This is a genomic window from Streptomyces sp. NBC_00316 (assembly GCF_036158715.1).
Lineage (GTDB): Bacteria > Actinomycetota > Actinomycetes > Streptomycetales > Streptomycetaceae > Streptomyces.
Genome location: NZ_CP108023.1, coordinates 1,395,995 through 1,414,896, shown reverse-complemented (window position 1 = coordinate 1,414,896; position 18,902 = coordinate 1,395,995). Strand labels below are relative to the sequence as shown.

At 71.2% G+C, this 18,902-nt stretch carries 16 protein-coding genes; 9 read left to right on the top strand and 7 right to left on the bottom strand.

What is annotated here, in order from left to right; translation table 11 throughout:
• Window positions 1-37 precede the first annotated feature (37 nt).
• On the top strand, window positions 38-1,675 hold the full coding sequence (locus OG878_RS06365; RefSeq protein WP_328885860.1) for an ABC-F family ATP-binding cassette domain-containing protein: 1,638 nt from the start codon (window positions 38-40) through the stop codon (window positions 1,673-1,675).
• Between the two features lie 4 nt (window positions 1,676-1,679).
• Here OG878_RS06365 and OG878_RS06360 read toward each other — a convergent pair whose 3' ends face one another.
• The gene (locus tag OG878_RS06360) at window positions 1,680-2,249 is read right to left on the bottom strand and encodes a TetR/AcrR family transcriptional regulator (protein ID WP_328885859.1); all 570 of its coding nucleotides are present in this window, start codon (window positions 2,247-2,249) and stop codon (window positions 1,680-1,682) included.
• Between the two features lie 245 nt (window positions 2,250-2,494).
• Between OG878_RS06360 and OG878_RS06355 the strand changes: the two genes are divergently transcribed.
• The gene (locus OG878_RS06355) at window positions 2,495-3,946 is read left to right on the top strand and encodes an MFS transporter (RefSeq protein WP_328885858.1); all 1,452 of its coding nucleotides are present in this window, start codon (window positions 2,495-2,497) and stop codon (window positions 3,944-3,946) included.
• A 212-nt stretch (window positions 3,947-4,158) separates the two neighbouring features.
• Here OG878_RS06355 and OG878_RS06350 read toward each other — a convergent pair whose 3' ends face one another.
• The 3 genes from OG878_RS06350 to OG878_RS06340 all read right to left on the bottom strand — a co-directional run bounded on the left by OG878_RS06350 (window position 4,159) and on the right by OG878_RS06340 (window position 8,405).
• Window positions 4,159-6,543: a Tex family protein gene (locus tag OG878_RS06350; protein ID WP_328885857.1), complete on the bottom strand. Its 2,385-nt coding sequence runs from the start codon at window positions 6,541-6,543 to the stop codon at window positions 4,159-4,161.
• 137 nt (window positions 6,544-6,680) lie between these two features.
• Window positions 6,681-7,544, bottom strand: coding sequence for an SCO6745 family protein (locus OG878_RS06345; protein ID WP_328885856.1), 864 nt, complete (start codon window positions 7,542-7,544; stop codon window positions 6,681-6,683).
• A 96-nt stretch (window positions 7,545-7,640) separates the two neighbouring features.
• The gene (locus tag OG878_RS06340; protein ID WP_328885855.1) at window positions 7,641-8,405 is read right to left on the bottom strand and encodes an enoyl-CoA hydratase/isomerase family protein; all 765 of its coding nucleotides are present in this window, start codon (window positions 8,403-8,405) and stop codon (window positions 7,641-7,643) included.
• 81 nt (window positions 8,406-8,486) lie between these two features.
• On the opposite strand from OG878_RS06340, the gene OG878_RS06335 reads away from it, so the two are divergent.
• Both OG878_RS06335 and OG878_RS06330 read left to right on the top strand, forming a co-directional pair.
• On the top strand, window positions 8,487-9,059 hold the full coding sequence (locus OG878_RS06335; RefSeq protein WP_328885854.1) for an HdeD family acid-resistance protein: 573 nt from the start codon (window positions 8,487-8,489) through the stop codon (window positions 9,057-9,059).
• Between the two features lie 134 nt (window positions 9,060-9,193).
• Window positions 9,194-9,649, top strand: coding sequence for an ATP-binding protein (locus OG878_RS06330; RefSeq protein ID WP_328885853.1), 456 nt, complete (start codon window positions 9,194-9,196; stop codon window positions 9,647-9,649).
• Window positions 9,650-9,682: 33 nt separating this feature from the next.
• Here the strand turns inward: OG878_RS06330 and idi are convergent, their stop codons facing one another.
• The 3 genes from idi to OG878_RS06315 form a co-directional block, all read right to left on the bottom strand.
• Entirely contained in the window at window positions 9,683-10,276 is a 594-nt protein-coding gene (gene idi / locus OG878_RS06325) for an isopentenyl-diphosphate Delta-isomerase (RefSeq protein WP_328885852.1), read from the bottom strand.
• Window positions 10,277-10,425: 149 nt separating this feature from the next.
• A complete protein-coding gene (locus OG878_RS06320; RefSeq protein ID WP_328885851.1) occupies window positions 10,426-11,721 on the bottom strand; it encodes a bifunctional class I SAM-dependent methyltransferase/N-acetyltransferase in 1,296 nt (431 codons plus the stop codon).
• 239 nt (window positions 11,722-11,960) lie between these two features.
• A complete protein-coding gene (locus OG878_RS06315; protein WP_328885850.1) occupies window positions 11,961-12,902 on the bottom strand; it encodes a cation diffusion facilitator family transporter in 942 nt (313 codons plus the stop codon).
• A 751-nt stretch (window positions 12,903-13,653) separates the two neighbouring features.
• Between OG878_RS06315 and OG878_RS06310 the strand changes: the two genes are divergently transcribed.
• From OG878_RS06310 to OG878_RS06290, 5 genes are read left to right on the top strand one after another with little or no spacing between them, the layout of a single operon-like run.
• Entirely contained in the window at window positions 13,654-15,435 is a 1,782-nt protein-coding gene (locus tag OG878_RS06310; RefSeq protein WP_443049239.1) for a DUF5941 domain-containing protein, read from the top strand.
• Entirely contained in the window at window positions 15,432-16,169 is a 738-nt protein-coding gene (locus OG878_RS06305) for a phosphocholine cytidylyltransferase family protein (RefSeq protein WP_328885849.1), read from the top strand. Before OG878_RS06310 ends, OG878_RS06305 begins: the two co-directional genes overlap by 4 nt.
• Window positions 16,157-17,218, top strand: a complete 1,062-nt coding sequence (locus OG878_RS06300) for an iron-containing alcohol dehydrogenase family protein (RefSeq protein ID WP_328885848.1) — start codon at window positions 16,157-16,159, stop codon at window positions 17,216-17,218. The genes OG878_RS06305 and OG878_RS06300 overlap by 13 nt, the downstream gene beginning before the upstream one ends.
• The gene (locus OG878_RS06295) at window positions 17,196-17,975 is read left to right on the top strand and encodes a CDP-alcohol phosphatidyltransferase family protein (RefSeq protein WP_328885847.1); all 780 of its coding nucleotides are present in this window, start codon (window positions 17,196-17,198) and stop codon (window positions 17,973-17,975) included. The genes OG878_RS06300 and OG878_RS06295 overlap by 23 nt, the downstream gene beginning before the upstream one ends.
• The gene (locus OG878_RS06290; RefSeq protein ID WP_328885846.1) at window positions 17,972-18,856 is read left to right on the top strand and encodes a glycosyltransferase family 2 protein; all 885 of its coding nucleotides are present in this window, start codon (window positions 17,972-17,974) and stop codon (window positions 18,854-18,856) included. Before OG878_RS06295 ends, OG878_RS06290 begins: the two co-directional genes overlap by 4 nt.
• The last annotated feature ends 46 nt before the right edge of the window (window positions 18,857-18,902 follow it).

Here is an 18,902-nt window from a genome sequence, read left to right as displayed (position 1 = left end):
AGGAAGGCACCGGTCGCCGATTAGGATCGGGATCCTGATGACTGCCACTCTCGTCGCCAAGGACCTCGCCGCCGGACACGGCGACCGCACACTCTTCGCCGGACTCGACCTCGTCGTCGCGCCCGGTGACGTGATCGGTCTCGTCGGAGTCAACGGAGCCGGAAAATCGTCCCTGCTCCGGCTGCTCGCCGGGCTCGACCGGCCGGAGGAGGGCGAGTTGCGGCTCTCCCCGCCCACGGCCACCGTCGGCCACCTCCCGCAGGAGCCGGAACGCCGCCCCGGGGAGACCGTGCGGGAGTTCCTGGCCCGCAGGACCGGGGTCGCCGACGCCCAGCAGGCGATGGACGCCGCCACCCAGGCCCTCGTCGACGGGGCACCGGGCGCGGACGACGCCTACTCCGAGACCCTGGAACGCTGGCTGGCCCTCGGCGGTGCCGACCTGGACGAGCGCGCCGACGAGGTCGCCGCCGACCTCGGCCTGACCGTCGGCCTCGACCTGCCGATGAGCGCACTCTCCGGCGGTCAGGCCGCCCGCGCCGGCCTCGCCTCGCTGCTCCTGTCGCGGTACGACGTCTTCCTGCTCGACGAGCCGACCAACGATCTCGACCTGGACGGCCTGGAGCGCCTGGAGCGGTACGTCTCCGGGCTGCGCGCCGGCACCGTCGTCATCAGCCACGACCGCGAGTTCCTGATGCGCACGGTCACCAAGGTCCTCGAACTGGACCTCGCCCAGCAGCAGATCAACCTGTACGGCGGCGGCTACGCGGCCTACCTGGAGGAGCGCGACCGCGCCCGCCGGCACGCCCGCGAGGAGTTCGAGGAGTACGCCGACAAGCGCTCCGCCCTCGAAGGGCGGGCGCAGATGCAGCGCGGCTGGATGGACAAGGGCGTGAAGAACGCCCGCCGCAAGGCCACCGACTCCGACAAGATCGGCCGCAAGTTCCGCAGTGAGGCCAGCGAGAAGCAGGCCGCGAAGGCCCGGCAGACGCAGCGCATGATCGAACGGCTCGACGTCGTCGAGGAGCCGCGCAAGGAGTGGGAGCTGCGGATGGAGATCGCGACGGCCCCGCGTTCCGGTTCCGTCGTGGCCACGCTGCGCGACGCGGAGGTCGTGCGCGGCGACTTCGCGTTCGGTCCGGCGTCGCTGCAGATCGACTGGGCGGACCGGGTGGCCATCACCGGCGCCAACGGGGCGGGCAAGTCCACCCTCCTCGCGGCGCTGCTCGGCCGCCTGCCACTGGACTCGGGCCATGCCACGCTCGGCTCGGGCGTCGTCGTCGGCGAGGTCGACCAGGCACGGATGCTGTTCCATGGCTCGGAGACCTTGCTGGAGGCGTTCTGCGCAGCCGTCCCCGAGACCGAACCGGCCGAAGTCCGCACGCTGCTCGCCAAGTTCGGGCTGCGCGCCGACCATGTCATGCGTCCCGCGACGACTCTTTCGCCGGGCGAGCGCACCAGGGCGGCGCTCGCCCTGCTGCAGGGCCGGGGAGTGAACCTCCTGGTCCTGGACGAGCCCACGAACCACCTCGACCTGCCTGCGATCGAGCAGCTGGAGTCGGCACTCGACTCGTACACCGGGACGTTGCTGCTGGTCACGCACGACCGCCGGATGCTCGATGTCGTCCGCACCACGCGCATGCTGCGGGTGGACGGGGGCAAGGTCACCGAGAGCTGACGGTTCAGCGGGCGCGGACGCCGTCCAGGGCGATCTCCAGGACGCGGTCGCGCTGTTCGGTCGTGGGGTACGACGCCCCGGTGACGCCCGCGACCATACGGATCAGGTCGTCGAAAGTCATGTCGGGACGGATCGCTCCGGCGTCCTGGGCCCGTGCGAACAGCGGGGTGCCCGCCTCGTACATCGAGGCGCGGCAGGAGACGAACACGTCGGACTCGCTGTCCACCGCCTCACGGATGGCCCGCTTGGTGACCATGTACGCGACGAAGCGGCGCAGCCAGATGGTCAGCGCCTGCCACGGAGGTTCGTCCGCGACCTCGTCGGCGACCCGGCACAGGGCGTCGACCTCGTCCGCGTAGAGGACCTCGAAGAGCTGGAGGCGGGTCGGGAAATTGCGGTACAGCGTGCCGATCCCGACGCCCGCGCGGCGCGCGATGTCCTCCAGCGAGGCGTCGGCGCCGTGCTCGGCGAAGGTCTCACGGGCGGCCTTCAGCAGCGCGTCGTAGTTGCGCCGGGCGTCGGCGCGGCGCGGACGCCGGGCCTCGACGATCTCGCCCACCGGGGTGTGCGCCACCTTGTGCCTCCCTGACTTGAAACGGAGGGTCGCCTCCGGTAATCTGGAGGTGTTCCTCCACTTTACCAGTGGAGGAGTTCCCGGCGTCGGCTGTGCCCGACGGCTTCCATCCTTCCAGACGCGGCAGCGAGGCCGCGCCCCGTGTCCGTGCCCCAGGGCACCCCGCACTCCCCACCGGGACGACACCCGCATGTGCGCCGTTCCGCCGAGCGCGCATGCCCGCATACCCGAGAGAGAAGCCGACTTTGTCCGCTCCATCCCGACCGCGTTCCTCGAACCGGGTCACCTTCGCCGTCCTCGCGACCGGTGCGGGTGTGTTCTCCCTCCTCCAGTCGCTGATCGCTCCCGCCCTGCCCACCGTCCAGCACGCGATGCACACCTCGCAGGCGACGGTGACCTGGGTGATGACGGCCTACCTCCTCTCCGCCTCGATCTTCACCCCGATCCTCGGCCGCGTCGGCGACCTGATCGGCAAGAAGCGCACGCTCGTCGCCTCGCTGGTCGCGGTGCTCGTCGGCTGCCTGCTGGCCGCGCTCGCGCCCAGCATCGGAGTCCTGATCGTCGCGCGGGTCGTCCAGGGCATCGGCGGCGCCCTCTTCCCGCTGTCCTTCGGCATCATCCGGGACGAGTTCGACGCCTCCCGGGTCGGTGCCAGTATCAGCAACCTGTCCGCGGTCATCGCCGCGGGCGGCGGTCTCGGCATGGTGCTCGCCGGGCCCATCGTCGCCGCGCTCGACTACCGCTGGCTGTTCTGGCTCCCGGTGATCGTGGTCGCGCTGACCGCCGCGATCGCCTTCCGGCACGTGCCCGAGTCGCCGCGGCGCGCCGAGGGCCGGGTCAACTGGGCCGGCGCGATCCTGCTCTCCGGATGGCTGGTGGCGCTGCTGCTGCCGCTCAGCCAGGCGAGCTCGTGGGGCTGGGGCTCGGCCCGGGTCCTCGGGCTGTTCGGTGTCGCCGTCGTGCTGTTCGCCGCGTGGCTGTTCGCCGAGCAGCGGGCCGAACACCCGCTGATCGATCTGCGCATCATGCGGCTGCACGCGGTGTGGACGACCAACGCGGCCGCACTGCTCTTCGGGGCGGGCATGTACTCGGTGTGGTCGTTCCTGCCCGGCTTCGTGCAGACCCCGTCGGCCGCCGGGTACGGCTTCGGCTCCAGTGTCACCGGGGCCGGACTGCTGATGCTGCCCATGCTGGTCGCGATGTTCGCCTCCGGAGTGCTCAGCGGCCGTCTCGCTCCCGCGGTCGGCGCCAAGAACCTGCTCGTCGCCGGCGCGGCCCTCGGTGCGGTGGCCTGCGGGCTGCTCACCGTCTGGCACGGACAGGTCTGGCAGGTGGCCGTCGCCGCCGGGGTGTTCGGCCTCGGTATCGGATTGGCGTTCGCCTCCATGGCCACACTCATCGTGCACAGCGTCCCGGCCGACCAGACCGGCGCTGCGACCGGCATGAACGCCAACATCCGTACGATCGGTGGCTCCATCGGTGCCGCGGTCACCGGCATCCTCGTCACCGGCCGGCTCCAGCCGACCGGACTCCCGTACGAGACCGGCTACACCCACGGCTTCACCCTGCTCACGTTTCTCTGCCTCGCCGCGGCCCTCGCGGCCCTGCTGATTCCGGCCCGCCGCGCGTCGCTGAAGCTCCGCGCGACCGGGGGAAGCGCGGACCGCAAGGAGATGGCGGAAGTGGCCGGCCGGTAGCGGCCACCTGCACGAGGGGCGGGCGCCCCAGGGAGCACATCCCTGGGGCGCCCGCCCCTCGTGCAGGAACTGCGCAGTTCAGCGGGGTATGGCACGGCCCCGGCCGCCGGCGTGCTCAGCGGGCGCGGCTCCGGGACCGCCCGGTTCCCGTGGCGAATCCGGGTGGGTACGCCGGGGACCGTCCGGGCCCCGGCGTCCGGCCCATGCCCCCGTCAGCGCCTGCCGCGGCGGTCGTCGGACTTGCCGCCGTCCGCCAGGCCCGCGCGGCGCAGGGCATCGGCCATCGCACTGTTCGCCGGGGCCGGAGCCGCCGCCTGGCGGGCGCTGCCGCCGTCGCGGCGCTCGCGCGGGGCGCGCTGCTGGGGCGGGCGGGTCCCGCCCTGGCCGCGCTCGCGGCGCTGTCCGCCGCCCGAGGCCTGCGGCGCCGCCTCGTCGTCCAGCCGCAGCGTCAGGGAGATCCGCTTCCGCGGGATGTCGACGTCCATCACCTTCACCTTCACGATGTCGCCAGGCTTCACCACGTCCCGCGGGTCCTTCACGAACGTCTTCGACATCGCCGACACATGCACCAGACCGTCCTGGTGCACACCCACGTCCACGAACGCCCCGAACGCGGCGACGTTCGTCACGACCCCCTCCAGCACCATCCCGGAGACCAGGTCGCCGATCTTCTCGACGCCCTCCTTGAAGGTGGCCGTCTTGAACGCGGGCCGCGGGTCGCGACCGGGCTTCTCCAGCTCCTTCAGGATGTCCGTGACCGTCGGCAGCCCGAACTTCTCGTCCACGAAGTCATCGGCCCGCAGCGAGTGCAGCACACTCGAGTTGCCGACCAGCGAGGCGACCTCGCCGCCCACCGTCTTAGCCATCCGCCGCACCACCGGGTACGCCTCCGGGTGGACGCTCGACGCGTCCAGCGGGTCGTCGCCCCGGATCCGGAGGAACCCCGCGCACTGTTCGTACGCCTTCGGGCCCAGACGCGCCACATCCTTGAGCGCCTTCCGGGACCGGAAGGGGCCGTTCGCGTCCCGGTGCGCGACGATGTTCTCGGCGAGGCCGGAGCCGATGCCCGAGACCCTCGCAAGCAGGGGTGCCGACGCGGTGTTGACGTCGACGCCGACGCCGTTCACACAGTCCTCGACGACCGCGTCCAGTGAGCGCGACAGTTTCACCTCGGACAGGTCGTGCTGGTACTGGCCGACACCGATCGACTTCGGGTCGATCTTCACCAGCTCGGCCAGCGGGTCCTGCAGACGCCGCGCGATCGACACCGCGCCGCGCAGCGACACGTCCATGTCCGGGAGCTCCTGCGAGGCGAAGGCCGAGGCCGAGTAGACCGAGGCGCCCGCCTCGGACACCATCACCTTGGTGAGCTTCAACTCCGGGTGCTTGTCGCACAGTTCACCGGCGAGCTTGTCCGTCTCGCGGGACGCGGTGCCGTTGCCGATCGCGATCAGATCGACCGAGTGCTCCTTCGCCAGCCGCGCCAGCTTCGCCAGCGACTCGTCCCACCTGTTCGCCGGGACGTGGGGGTGGATGACGTCCGTCGCGACGACCTTGCCGGTCGAGTCGACGACGGCGACCTTCACGCCCGTACGGAAACCGGGGTCGAGCCCCAGCGTGGCCCGCGTCCCGGCCGGCGCGGCGAGCAGCAGATCGCGCAGGTTCGACGCGAAGACGCGTACCGCCTCGTCCTCCGCCGCCGTACGCAGCCGCAGCCGCAGATCGATCCCGAGATGGACGAGGATCCGGGTCCGCCATGCCCAGCGCACCGTGTCGCCGAGCCACTTGTCCCCGGGGCGGCCGCGGTCGGCCACCCCGAACCGGCGGGCGACCATGTTCTCGTACGTCGACGGGCCCGGCACGTCCGACGGCTCCTCCGGCTCCAGGGTTAGGTCGAGCATGTCCTCCTTCTCACCCCGGAGCATCGCGAGCACCCGGTGCGAGGGCAGCGCGGTGAACGGCTCGGCGAAGTCGAAGTAGTCGGCGAACTTCGCACCGGCCTCCTCCTTGCCGTCCCGAACCTTCGCCGCCAGCCGTCCGCGCGACCACATGCGCTCACGCAGCTCACCGATCAGGTCCGCATCCTCCGAGAACCGCTCGGTCAGGATCGCGCGGGCGCCCTCCAGCGCCGCTGCCGCGTCCGCGACGCCCTTGCCGGCGTCCACGAAGGCGGCCGCCGCGACGAGCGGCTCGACCGACGGGTCGCCGAGCAGCCCCTCGGCGAGCGGTTCGAGCCCCGCCTCCCGGGCGATCTGCGCCTTCGTCCGCCGCTTCGGTTTGAACGGCAGATAGATGTCCTCAAGACGGGCCTTGGTGTCGGCGGCCCGGATCTGCGCCTCCAGGGCCTCGTCCAGCTTGCCCTGCTCGCGCACGGAGTCGAGGACCGCCGTCCGCCGGTCCTCCAGCTCCCGCAGATACCGCAGCCGCTCCTCGAGCGTGCGCAGCTGCGCATCGTCGAGCATCTCGGTCGCTTCCTTGCGGTAGCGGGCGATGAACGGGACGGTCGAGCCGCCGTCGAGCAGCTCTACGGCCGCCTTCACCTGTCGCTCGCGTACGCCGAGCTCCTCGGCGATCCTGCCTTCGATGGACGTCGTCACGGTTTCTACCGACTCGCCTTCTCGTACTGGCTGTGCTTACCGGGGGCCAGGACGTGCCGTGGCTCCTTCGCCAGCATTGTGCCGGGTGGCCGGGTGCCGTGTCGCCCGGCCACCCCATTTGTCGACCGGTCGGCGGCTCAGCTCTTGCCGGTCAGATCCGCCGGGAAGGCACCCGCCGAGGCGGCCGTGAACAGGAACCCGCGCGCCAGTTCGGTCAGCCGCGCCACGCCCTCGGCGCCCAGATGCTCGTAGGGAGCCGCGTCCATCCGGTCCGTGACCTCCTCCAGCTCCGCGCGCAGGGCGACGCCCGCCTCCGTCAACTCGCCCTCGCCGTCGAGCAGTCCACGCCCGCGCAGCCGCTCGACCGCGGCCTCCCAGTCGGTGCGGCGCCAGCCGCGGGTGCCGAGGATCCAGCGAGGCGACATGCCCTTGCCGGTCGCGGTGTGGCTGACCAGGGCCTCGACCGGGTCGAGCCCGGCGGCGAGGAGCGCGGCGAGATGGCCGTCGCCACGGTGCTCGCGCAGCAGTGTCGCGGCGTGCCAGTACGCCAGGTGCGGCTGGTCCGGCACCGGCAGATCGGCGTGGGCGGCGTAGAGCGGCCGGGCGTGTCGGGTGCACGCCTCGGCGGCGCGCAGCGCCAGCTCCGCCGCCTCCGCCAGCTCGGGGGAGCCGATGATCTCCGGGCCCAGCAGCCGGCGCAGCGTCGTGTCGACCGCGCGCAGCCGGGCCGCCAGGACCGCCTCCGGCGAGGCGACGGACCATACCGCGGGCAGGTGCTCCGCGACAAGGTCGTGGTTGAAGTTGTAGAAGGTCGAGGTGACCGTGCCCGGTCCGACCGTGCCCAGCGCCGCCCCGCGGGAGGCGAAGTAGGCGGCCCTCGCGTCGTGGATGCCGAGCTCTCCGAGCTCCTTGCCGAGGTCGGGGGAGAAGTAGACCGTCGAGTGCAGCGGGTTGATGGCGTTGTGGCAGCGGCGTCCGGCGCGCGGCGGCAGAGTACTCATGCCCGCACGTTACCGACTGGTCGGTACGTGCGGTACCCCGGGGACCGTGACCGGCAGAAGACCGACCGGATCCGCATGCCCGCCAAGCCCCCGCGGTCAGGTGGTCCAGGTGAAGCGCGGCGCCCGCCGCTCAAGGAAGGCGGCGACCCCCTCCGCGGTGTCGCCGCTGAGGCGCGCCTGTTCCGCCCAGTACGCGTCCCGGTCCTCCCGTCCCGAGGCGAACTCCTTCGCCGCCGCCTGGGTCAGCTGCGAGCGCGAAGCCAGGACCCGTACGTACGACTCCACCCGCTTGTCCAGCTCACCGGCCGGCAGCACCTCGTCCACCAGGCCGGCCCGCAGCGCCCGCTCCGTACCGATCAGTTCGCCGGAGAACAGCAGATGCTTCGCCGTGGCGGGTCCGACGAGCGCGACCAGCCGGCGGGTCGACGACCCGGCGTAGACGATCCCCAGTTTGGCCGGAGTGACGCCGAAGGCCGCGCCCTCCTCGGCGAACCGCAGATCGCAGGCGGCCGCCAGCTGGCTGCCGCCGCCCACGCAGTAGCCGCGCACGGCGGCGAGCGTCGGCCGGGGAAAGGCGGCGAGCGCCTCCTCGGCCGCCACCGCGAGTGCCTGAGGGTCGAACGCCGGATCGTGCGCCCGGTCGCGCAGCGAGGAGATGTCCGCACCGGCACAGAAGGTGTCCCCGGCGCCGGTCAGGACCAGGGCGCGCACGGCGGGGTCGGCGGCCAGCCGCTCCAGCAGTACGGGCAGTGCCCGCCACATGGCGGCCGTCATCGCATTGCGTTTGGCCGGGTTGCTGATCACGACGGTGGCGACGCCGTCCGCGACGGCGTGCTCCAGCTGCGGTTCCTTGCGGTCCATGTGCCGGATGCTATCCACCCTGTTCGAATCTATGATCAAGAAGGGGTCGCGAAGCAGGCACGCACCGTGAGGAGCTGTCCGATGGCCGATCCCGCAGTCCAGGGCAGAGAACTGAGCCGCAGCCTGGGCCGGCTCGCCCTGCTCGGTGCCCTGCTCGTCGTGGTCCTCTTCGGCTGGCTGCTGCTGATCGGCGGCGTGGTGGGTCTGCTGCACGCGGTCGAGTCCCGTGGCACCAACTACTTCTGGCTGAGTGTCGTGGTCGCCGCACTCAACATCGCCGCCGGAGTCGTCGTCATCCGCCACCCCCACGGCTCGGCCGAGGCGCTCACCCTGTTCGCCGCGCTGCTCTTCCTGACCGGCGGGCTGTTCCGTCTGGTGGGCAGCGTCGTGGTGCGCGGACCGCAGATGGGCTGGACGCTGCTGCAGGGCGCCTTCGGTCTGCTGCTGGGGCTGCTCGTGCTCTTCGACTGGCCGCACAGCAGCCTCTATGTGCTCGGCCTCTTCTTCTCGCTCATGCTGCTCTTCGACGGCCTCGGGCTGATCGCGATCGGGATCGGCGGCCGCCGCATCGTCTCGCTGGTGTCGGAACAGACAGTGACCGGGGAGCCGACGGACATGCCATCAGAAGAAGATCAGAAGCAGTCCGAGAACTGACGCTGTCATACCCATTCGATCAAATTCTGTCGATAGGAGTCGACTTTTGTTCAGTAGTACGGTCCGGACCAACCACTCCCCGCACTCTGTACTCGACGTGCAGTGACCACGAGGCGAGAGCGGGTGCCGGAATTATGGAGAGCCGCGGGAGTGTCCCGGCCCGGCCCGTGTCGTACGAAGGGGTCTGGCGGTTCACCGCGCCGGCCCTCGACGTCTCCGTACCACAGGCCCGGCACGCCGTACGTGATCTGCTGAACCGCCAGGGCGTCCCGATGGACGAGGACATCACCCAGGGTCTGCTGCTGATCGTCTCCGAGCTCGTCACCAACGCGGTGAAGCACGCCGCGCTGCTCTCCCCGGAGCTCGCAGTGGAGGTGGCCGTCGGCGCCGAATGGGTCAGAGTGTCCGTGGAGGACAATCATCCGTACCGGCCGACGGCCCTGGAGACGGACTATGCGCAGACGGGCGGACGCGGGCTGTTGCTGGTCCGGGAGATCACCCGTGAAGCGGGCGGCACCTGCGACGTGGAGCACACCGCGGGCGGCGGAAAGATCATCTGGGCGGCGCTGCCGCTGAAGCCGTTTCTCTGACCGCCCGCTCCCTCGTCCCTTCCTGTCCCGTTGTCACCAGCCCGCGGACGGGCCGGTGAGCTCCCTGATCGCCGGGCGTGCCGCATCGAGCACCGTCATGAACCAGGCCGAGAACGGTGCCTCGGCATGCCGCTTCGCCAGGTCGTCGGCGGCCACGAACGCCGTCTCGCCGATCTCCTCGGGGTCCGGCCGAAGCTGCGCCTGTGCCAGCCCGACGAAGAGATGGTTGAACTCCTGCTCCACCAGACCGGACGCCGGGTCGGGGTGGTTGTAACGGACGGTGCCGGCTTCGGCGAGCAGCGACGGCGAGATCCCGAGCTCCTCGTACGTACGCCGGGCGGCTGCGGCGAAGGGCGCCTCGCCCGGATACGGGTGACCGCAGCAGGTGTTCGACCAGACACCGGGGGAGTGGTACTTGCCGAGCGCACGGCGCTGCAGCAGCAGCCGGCCCTGCTCGTCGAAGAGGAACACGGAGAACGCACGGTGCAGTTGACCGGGCGCCTGGTGGGCGGCGAGCTTCTCCGCCGTGCCGATGGTGGTGCCGTTCTCGTCGACCAGTTCGAGCATGATCGCTTCTGCTGTGCCGTTCGACGAGCTGTTCGCCGCAGTGGCTGGTGTGGTCGGCATACCCATCCTTCGCTATGGTCCCCGGCACCGTGCGCCGGTCCCCTCGAGTCTGCTCAAGTCTGCCGTACAAAAGCGGCTTGTCCGTACTTCGGGTCCTGGCATGTCCGGTCCCACCGCACTGCACGGATGCGGTGGGACCGGACCACACGTCAGACCCCGAATGCCGCCGGATACTGGATCGTGCCCTGCGGCACCGGCGCGGAATCGTCGAGAACGAGAGCCATCATCGCGTCGTCCGGTACGTCGAAGCCCGGCCTGATCCCGAACCGGGACGCCGGCACGAATCCGAACCTCGGGTAGTACCCGGGATGCCCGAGCACCAGCACGAGCCGTTCACCCCGCAGCCGGGCCGCATCCAGCGCCGCCCGAACCACCGCCTGGCCGGCGCCCTCGCGCTGCCGGTCGGGGACGGTCGCCACGGGAGCCAGCGCCAGTGCCGGCGTGTCGCCGACCCGGCACCGGGTCAGCAGCGCGTACGCGGCGATGTCACCGTCGGGTCCGTCCTGCGCCACGTACGACAGGCCGGGGAGCCAGGCCCGGGGATCGGCCCGCAGTGCGTCGACGAGACGGGCCTCGTCGGGTGTGGGGAACGCGGCGGCGTTGACCGCGTGCACGGCCCCGGTGTCCGCCGCAGTCTCCGGCCGGGTGGTCCAGCGGGGGTCGGCGGGGCGCAGGGCGTACGCGGCGTAGCCGTACTCCCCGCCGTGGTCGCGGCGCATGGCCAGTTCCGTGTGCGTGGACGCGAGCGCCCACGCCATGCCGGGCGCCGACGGATCCGCGGCCTCGGCATGCCGGGCGAGCGGTACGTAGTACTCGTCCCAGTCGCTCTCCGGCTGCACCCGCACCCCGAGGACGTGATAGCCGGCCGCGACGGCCGCAGCCGTCCGCCCGGCCACCGGGAGCATCGGGCCGTCCTGGTCCCAGAAGGCGCGCGCCTCGTCCGACGGCTCGTCCGTCGTCCAGACGCACTGGCTGACGACCAGGGAGCCGCCCGGGGCGAGCAGCCGCTTCCAGTCCCGCAGTGCGGTGTCGAAACCGATGATGTACGCGGACCCCTCGGCCCAGACCAGATCGAACGACCCGTCCGGGAGGTCCGGGGTGCCGGGTCCGCGGAGTCGGCCCATGTCGGCCCGGACGGTACGGATCCGGTCGCCCAGCCCGCGTGCCTCGGCGGCTGTGCGCAGCTCGTCGAGGAACGGCTGGTGGGTGTCGACGGCGGTCACCTCGGCGCCCGCCTCGGCGGCGAGCAGCAGTGCGGCCCTGCCGGGACCGCAGCCCAGGTCGAGGACGCGCGGACGGTGCGGCAGCGGGCCGGTGAGGGCGAGCAGCTGCCGGGTGGTCGCGTCGGAGCCCGGGCTCTGCCGGGGGAGGCCGTGGTGCAGGGAGAAGAACGCCTCGTGACGTGCGGCGTGATCGTCACGGACGGTGTGAGTGCTGTCGGTCAACGTGGGAAACCCTTGAATGAGAGGGTTCCGGCCGAACGCGGCGACCCGGTGCGAGCCGGGGTGCCGATTCTCTCGGTGTGAGCCGGGGCGTCAGCCGGGAACCCGGGAGGTGAAGAAGGACCGGACACTGCGCCGGGCAGGCGCCGTCGTGACGGTCATCGACCTCAGCTCCTCTCGTGGACACGGGCGAGGCTCACACACCTCTGCGGGGACCCTACACCCGCGCACCGAGGGGCAGTTCAGTGACAGAGCCTGGCCTCGTGCTCCGCGTGACCGATCGGTTCGAGCTGGAATGTGCAGTGCTCGACATCGAAATGAACACCGAGACAGCCCTGCAGCTCATGCAGCAGCTTCTCGTGCCCCACCGAGTCGAGCAGCTCCTGGTGCACCACCACATGGGCGGAGAGCACCGGCATGCCCGACGTGATGGTCCAGGCGTGCAGGTCGTGGACGTCCAGCACCCCGGGCAGCGCCGTCATGTGGGCCCGTACCTCTGCCATGTCGACGCCCTTCGGGGCCGACTCCAGCAGCACATTGAGCGTCTCCCGGAGCAGCCTCACCGTGCGGGGGACGATCATCAGGCCGATCAGCAGCGAGGCGATCGGGTCGGCGGCCTGCCAGCCGGTGGCCAGGATGACGCCCGCCGAGACGATCACGGCCACTGAGCCGAGCGCGTCCGCCAGCACCTCCAGGTAGGCGCCGCGCACATTGAGACTGTCCCTCTGTCCGCGCATCAGCAGCGACAGCGAGATCATGTTGGCGACGAGGCCGACCAGGGCGAAGACGATCGTCAGGCCGCCCCGGGTCTCGGCCGGTGAGATGAAGCGCTCGATCGCCTCGAAGAGCAGATAGCCGCCCACCCCGAGCAGCAGGAGACAGTTGGCCAGGGCGGCGAGGATCTCGGCGCGGGCATAGCCGAAGGTGAGGTTGAGCCCGGCCGGCTTGTTGGCGAAGTGGATCGCCAGCAGCGCCATGCCGAGCCCGAGCGCGTCGGTCGCCATGTGGGCGGCGTCGGCGATCAGCGCGAGCGAGCCCGAGAGCAGACCGCCGATGATCTCCAGGACCATCACGGTGAGCGTGATGCCGAGCGCGACCCGCAGCCGTCCCCGGTACGCGGCGGCAGCGGTGCCGGTCGGAGGAGGCCCGCCGTGCGTGTGCCCGTGATCGTGCCCAGCCCCCATGGGTCGCCTCCGGTCGTCTTGCGGACCCGGGCCCGTATCGGCCTGGGAAAGCCAGTCAACTACGGGTGGGGGGTATCCGGCAACACGGCACTGAACACCGTTGCCAACTGCTCTGACCTGGGGAAATGGTCGCAGGTCAGAGAGGTGGCGTGATCATGTGTAGATCGCGGCCGAGCGCTTCGTGGTGGCGTGGGTGCCCGCCCGTGCCGGGCCGGCCGGCATCCTGCCCTCTCGCTGCGAGATGCACCACACCCGTCCCCGTGTGTCCGGCCGCCACCCGGCACGGGCGCGCCTCGGAGGACCGCCGGTCCGGCGCCGGCCGGCAACGCCGGTCGTGAGTCGTCGGGGGCGGTCATCGCTCCCTGGTACCCGTCGAGGTGCGTATCACGCCCGCCCCGGTTCGTCCTGGTACGCCCGTGAACGGGCAGGTCATGCCCCTCGGCCCAGGTCTATACCACTGCGGTCCGTAATCCGGGGCCGGGACCACGGCCACTGCGGTTTGTGGGCCGAGCCGGGCATCCACGATGATGATCGCGGGCGGCATCGCATGCTGCCGGTCCACCCCGAACGGAGCACAAACGGGCGATGAATTCCCGCTTCCGTTCATCCGATAGCCTCTGCCGACGTGCCGCCGGCCCGCATCAGGGCCGCGCTGTCGCGCGCCGACCCCGTCAGCACCAAGGAGTGAGTTCGTCTGTCGACCGCCATCCTCACCGGTGCGCCGGTACCCGGATCGCCGCTCGCGGACGATCTGAGGTCGCTGGGCTTCGACGTACAGGCCGCCGCTGATGTCACCGAAGCCGCGGAGCTGCTCTCCGCGGCTCCCGCCGACGTCCGCGTCGCCCTCGTCGACCCCCGCTTCGTCGGGCACGTCCACGCCCTCCGGCTCGGACTGACCGACCCTCGATTCCCGGCCGCCACCGTCCCCGGTGCGCTCACCGTGCAGCCGGAGACACGCCCTGCGCTCGTCCGGGCCCTGCGCAGCACCACTGCGGCGGTGGGCGCCGGCGTCCCCGTGGGGCCGGCCGGCCACGCGGACACCGTGCCCGTCACCGACCGCACCGTGCCCGGCCGCCTCGCCGTCGCGCTGGAGGCCGAGGGCGCCGTCGTGCAGCGCCCCGAGCTCGGCTCGCTCGTCGCCGCCGTCCCCGTCGACCAGGCCGCCCGCGCCACCGCGCAGTCCGCCATGGCGGCGGTCGACGACGAGGCGGTACGGCTGCGGAGCGCGGTGAAGGCCCGTGACGGGTTCTTCACCACGTACTTCATCAGCCCGTACTCGCGCTACCTCGCGCGCTGGTGCGCACGCCGCGGCCTCACCCCGAACCAGGTCACCACCGCCTCCCTGCTCACCGCGCTGATCGCGGCGGGCTGCGCGGCCACCGGCAGCCGCGGCGGCTACGTCGCCGCAGGGCTGCTGCTGCTCCTCTCGTTCGTCCTCGACTGCACCGACGGGCAGCTCGCCCGCTACTCGCTGCAGTACTCGACGATGGGCGCCTGGCTGGACGCCACGTTTGACCGGGCCAAGGAGTACGCGTACTACGCGGGCCTCGCCCTCGGCGCCGCCCGCAACGGCGACGACGTATGGGCGCTCGCGCTCGGAGCGATGGTCCTGCAGACCTGCCGCCACGTCGTCGACTTCTCGTTCAACGAGGCCAACCACGACGCGGTCGCCAATTCGAGTCCGACGGCGGCCCTCTCCGACAAGCTCGACAGTGTCGGCTGGACGGTCTGGCTGCGCCGGATGATCGTGCTGCCGATCGGCGAGCGGTGGGCGATGATCGCGGTGCTGACCGCGGTGACCACCCCGCGGATCGTTTTCTACGCCCTGCTGATCGGCTGCGCCGTCGCCGCCTGCTACACCACGGCCGGCCGCCTCCTGCGTTCGCTGACCCGCAAGGCGCAGCGCACCGACCGCGCCGCCCAGGCGCTCGCCGACCTCGCGGACTCCGGGCCCCTCGCGCAGTTCGTGGCGGCGCGGGGGCCCCGTGTCGGGGGCGGCTGGGCCGCTCCGGCGGCAGCCCTCGTCGGCGCCCTCGCCCTGGTCGCCGCCGCCGTGTCACAGCCGTTCGGCAGCCGGCAGATGATCGTCGCCGCGGTCTTCTACGCGGTCTGCTCGGGCGTCGCCGTGGCCCGCCCCCTCAAGGGCGCACTCGACTGGCTCGTGCCCCCGATATTCAGGGCGGCGGAGTACGGCACGATCCTCGCTCTGGCCGCCCGCAGTGAGGTCGACCACGCCCTTCCCGCGGCTTTCGGGCTGGTTTCGGCCGTCGCCTACCATCACTACGACACGGTGTACCGCATTCGCGGGGGCACCGGCGCGCCGCCCCGGTGGCTGGTGCGGACGATCGGTGGGCACGAGGGCCGGACCTTGGTGGTGGCCGTATTCGCCGCCGTATTCACTCAGCATTCGGGCTTCACCGTGGCACTCACCGCTCTCGCGGTGGCCGTGGCGCTGGTGGTGCTTGTCGAGTCCATCCGTTTCTGGGTCTCCTCCGGAGCACCTGCCGTTCACGACGAAGGAGAACCCGCATGATCGGCCTCGTACTCGCCGCCGGTGCCGGACGGCGTCTGCGCCCCTACACCGACACGCTTCCGAAGGCGCTCGTGCCGGTCGACGGCGACAGGACCGTGCTCGACCTGACGCTGGCCAACTTCGCGGAGATCGGCCTCACCGAGGTCGCGATCGTCGTCGGCTACCGCAAGGAGGCCGTCTACGAGCGCAAGGCCGCACTCGAGGCGAAGTACGGCCTGACGCTCACCCTCGTCGACAACGACAAGGCCGAGGAGTGGAACAACGCCTACTCCCTGTGGTGCGCGCGTGAGGTGCTGCGACGCGGTGTGATCCTCGCCAACGGTGACACCGTGCACCCGGTCTCCGTCGAGAAGACCCTCCTCGCCGCCCGCGGCAACGGTCAGAAGATCATCCTCGCCCTCGACACGGTGAAGAACCTCGCCGACGAGGAGATGAAGGTCATCACCGACGGTGACAAGGGCGTGCAGCGGATCACCAAGCTGATGGACCCGGCCACCGCGACCGGCGAGTACATCGGCGTCACCCTGATCGAGCCCGAGGCCGCCGAGGCCCTCGCCGACGCCCTGAAGGCGACGTTCGAGCGCGACCCCGACCTCTACTATGAGGACGGCTACCAGGAGCTCGTGAACCGTGGCTTCACCGTCGACGTGGCTCCCATCGGCGACGTGACGTGGGTCGAGATCGACAACCACGACGACCTCGCGAAGGGGCGTGAGATCGCGTGCCAGTACTGAGCAGGCTGATCCCCTCCCCGGTCGTCGTCGACATCCGCCGCGGCGCCCTGGACGATCTCGGCGGCCTCCTGGCCGACCAGCGGATCTCCGCATCCGGCAAGCTCGCCGTCGCGATCAGCGAGGGCTCCGGCCGGGCGCTGCGCGAGCGGCTCGCACCGGTGCTGCCCGGCGCCGACTGGTACTCCGTGACCGACGGCACCATCGACTCGGCGGTCAGGCTCGCGGACGCGATCAAGGGCAGCCGGTACGACGCCGTCGTCGGCCTCGGCGGCGGCAAGATCATCGACGTGACGAAGTACGCCGCGGCGCGCGTCGGCCTGCCGATGGTCGCGGTCGCGACGAACCTCGCGCACGACGGGCTCTGCTCGCCCGTGGCGACGCTGGACAACGACAACGGCCGGGGCTCGTACGGAGTCCCCACGCCGATCGCCGTCGTCATCGACCTCGACATCGTCCGCCAGGCGCCCGCCCGCTATGTGCGTTCCGGTATCGGCGACGCGGTCTCCAACATCTCCTGCGTGGCCGACTGGGAGCTCGCCCACCGGGTCAACGGCGAGGACATCGACGGACTCGCGGCCGCCATGGCCCGGCAGGCCGGTGAGGCCGTGCTGCGTCACCCCGGCGGGGTCGGCGACGACGGCTTCCTGAAGGTGCTCGCCGAGGGGCTGGTGCTGACCGGCATCTCCATGTCGGTCGCGGGGGACTCCCGGCCGGCCTCCGGGGCCTGCCACGAGATCAACCACGCGTTCGACCTGCTCTACCCCAAGCGTGCGGCCAGCCACGGCGAGCAGGTAGGCCTCGGCGCCTGCTTCGCCATGCACCTGCGAGGCGCGAAGGAGGAGTCGCTGCTCATGGCGGCCGCCCTGCGCCGTCATGAGCTGCCGGTCCTGCCCGAGGAGATCGGCTTCACCGCGGAAGAGTTCGTCCGGGCCGTCGACTATGCGCCGCAGACGCGCCCCGGGCGCTTCACGATCCTGGAACACCTCAACCTGTCCACCGACCAGATCAGGGACGCGTACGCCGACTATGCCAAGACCATCAGTAGCTGAACTCCGTCCGGTCGTTCACCCGGAGGGCGTGAAGGACCGGCGGAGCGGTGAGCACTGGGCCGGGCGCATGTACATGCGGGAGATCTCGCTGCACATAGACCCGTACCTGGTGAACACCAAGATCACGCCGAACCAACTGACCTACCTGATGACGGTCTGCGGCGTCCTCGCCGCGCCGGCCCTGCTGGTGCCCGGGATCGCGGGCGCCGTCCTCGGGGTGGTGATGGTCCAGCTCTATCTGCTGCTCGACTGCGTCGACGGCGAGATCGCCCGCTGGAGGAAGCAGTTTTCGCTCGGCGGCGTCTACCTGGACCGCGTCGGTGCCTACCTGTGCGACGCCGCGGTGCTGGTCGGCTTCGGTCTGCGCGCGGCCGACCTGTGGGGCTCCGGGCGGATCGACTGGCTGTGGGCCTTCCTCGGCACCCTCGCGGCGCTCGGCGCCGTCCTGATCAAGGCCGAGACCGACCTCGTCGGCGTGGCCCGCCACCAGGCCGGACTGCCGCCGGTCAAGGAGGCTGCGTCGGAGCCGCGCTCGTCCGGCATGGCGCTGGCCCGCAAGGCCGCCGCTGCGCTGAAGTTCCACCGCCTGGTGCTCGGGATCGAGGCATCGCTGCTGATCCTGGTCCTGGCGGTCCTGGACGCGGTCAGGGACGACCTGTTCTTCTCCCGGCTCGGCCTCGCCGTGCTGGCCGGCATCGCCCTCGTACAGACGCTGCTGCACCTGGTCTCGGTGCTGGCATCGAGCAGGCTGAAGTGAGCACTCCCATGAAGCTCGGCGCGGTCATCATCACGATGGGCAACCGTCCTGACGAGCTGCGCGCCCTCCTCGATTCGGTCGCCAAGCAGGACGGCGACCGGATCGAGGCGGTCGTCGTAGGCAACGGCGCCCCGGTTCCGGACGTTCCCGCGGGCGTCCGGACGGTCGAGCTCCCCGAGAACCTGGGCATCCCCGGCGGCCGCAACGTCGGCATCGAGGCCTTCGGCCCGTCCGGCGCCGACGTCGACGTCCTGCTCTTCCTTGACGATGACGGACTGCTGCCGCTGACCGACACCGCCGAGCTGTGCCGGCAGGCGTTCGAGCAGGACCCGAAGCTGGGGATCATCAGTTTCCGGATCGCCGATCCGGACACCGGTGTCACCCAGCGCCGCCACGTCCCGCGGCTGCGCGCCGCCGACCCGATGCGCTCGTCGCGGGTGACGACCTTCCTCGGCGGCGCCAATGCCGTCCGTACCCGGGTCCTCGCCGAGGTCGGCGGGCTGCCGGGCGACTTCTTCTACGCGCACGAGGAGACCGATCTCGCCTGGCGGGCACTGGACGCCGGCTGGATGATCGACTACCGCGCCGACATGGTGCTCCACCACCCGACCACCGCCCCCTCGCGGCACGCGGTCTACCACCGCATGGTGGCCCGCAACCGGGTCTGGCTGGCGCGCCGCAATCTGCCCGCGCTGCTCGTCCCCGTCTACCTCGGTGTCTGGCTGCTCCTGACCCTGCTCCGCAAGCCCTCGGGTCCGGCACTGAAGGCATGGTTCGGCGGCTTCCGGGAAGGCTGGGCGAAGCCGTGCGGACCGCGCCGTCCGATGAAGTGGCGTACGGTATGGCGGCTGACCAGACTCGGCCGACCTCCCGTGATCTGAGAAGCTCTCCTCTGAGAGCATGAGACGTATTTTTCCTACGGGACCT

What these genes read in the sequence shown, in the direction of transcription:
- OG878_RS06295 (WP_328885847.1), top strand. Translation starts at nt 17,196, where the DNA reads ATGCCAAGACCATCAGTAGCTGAACTCCGTCCGGTCGTTCACCCGGAG.
- OG878_RS06335 (WP_328885854.1), top strand. Translation starts at nt 8,487, where the DNA reads ATGGCCGATCCCGCAGTCCAGGGCAGAGAACTGAGCCGCAGCCTGGGC.
- OG878_RS06345 (WP_328885856.1), bottom strand. Translation starts at nt 7,544, where the DNA reads ATGAGTACTCTGCCGCCGCGCGCCGGACGCCGCTGCCACAACGCCATC.
- OG878_RS06305 (WP_328885849.1), top strand. Translation starts at nt 15,432, where the DNA reads ATGATCGGCCTCGTACTCGCCGCCGGTGCCGGACGGCGTCTGCGCCCC.
- OG878_RS06365 (WP_328885860.1), top strand. Translation starts at nt 38, where the DNA reads ATGACTGCCACTCTCGTCGCCAAGGACCTCGCCGCCGGACACGGCGAC.
- OG878_RS06330 (WP_328885853.1), top strand. Translation starts at nt 9,194, where the DNA reads ATGGAGAGCCGCGGGAGTGTCCCGGCCCGGCCCGTGTCGTACGAAGGG.
- OG878_RS06315 (WP_328885850.1), bottom strand. Translation starts at nt 12,902, where the DNA reads ATGGGGGCTGGGCACGATCACGGGCACACGCACGGCGGGCCTCCTCCG.
- OG878_RS06340 (WP_328885855.1), bottom strand. Translation starts at nt 8,405, where the DNA reads ATGGACCGCAAGGAACCGCAGCTGGAGCACGCCGTCGCGGACGGCGTC.
- idi (WP_328885852.1), bottom strand. Translation starts at nt 10,276, where the DNA reads ATGCCGACCACACCAGCCACTGCGGCGAACAGCTCGTCGAACGGCACA.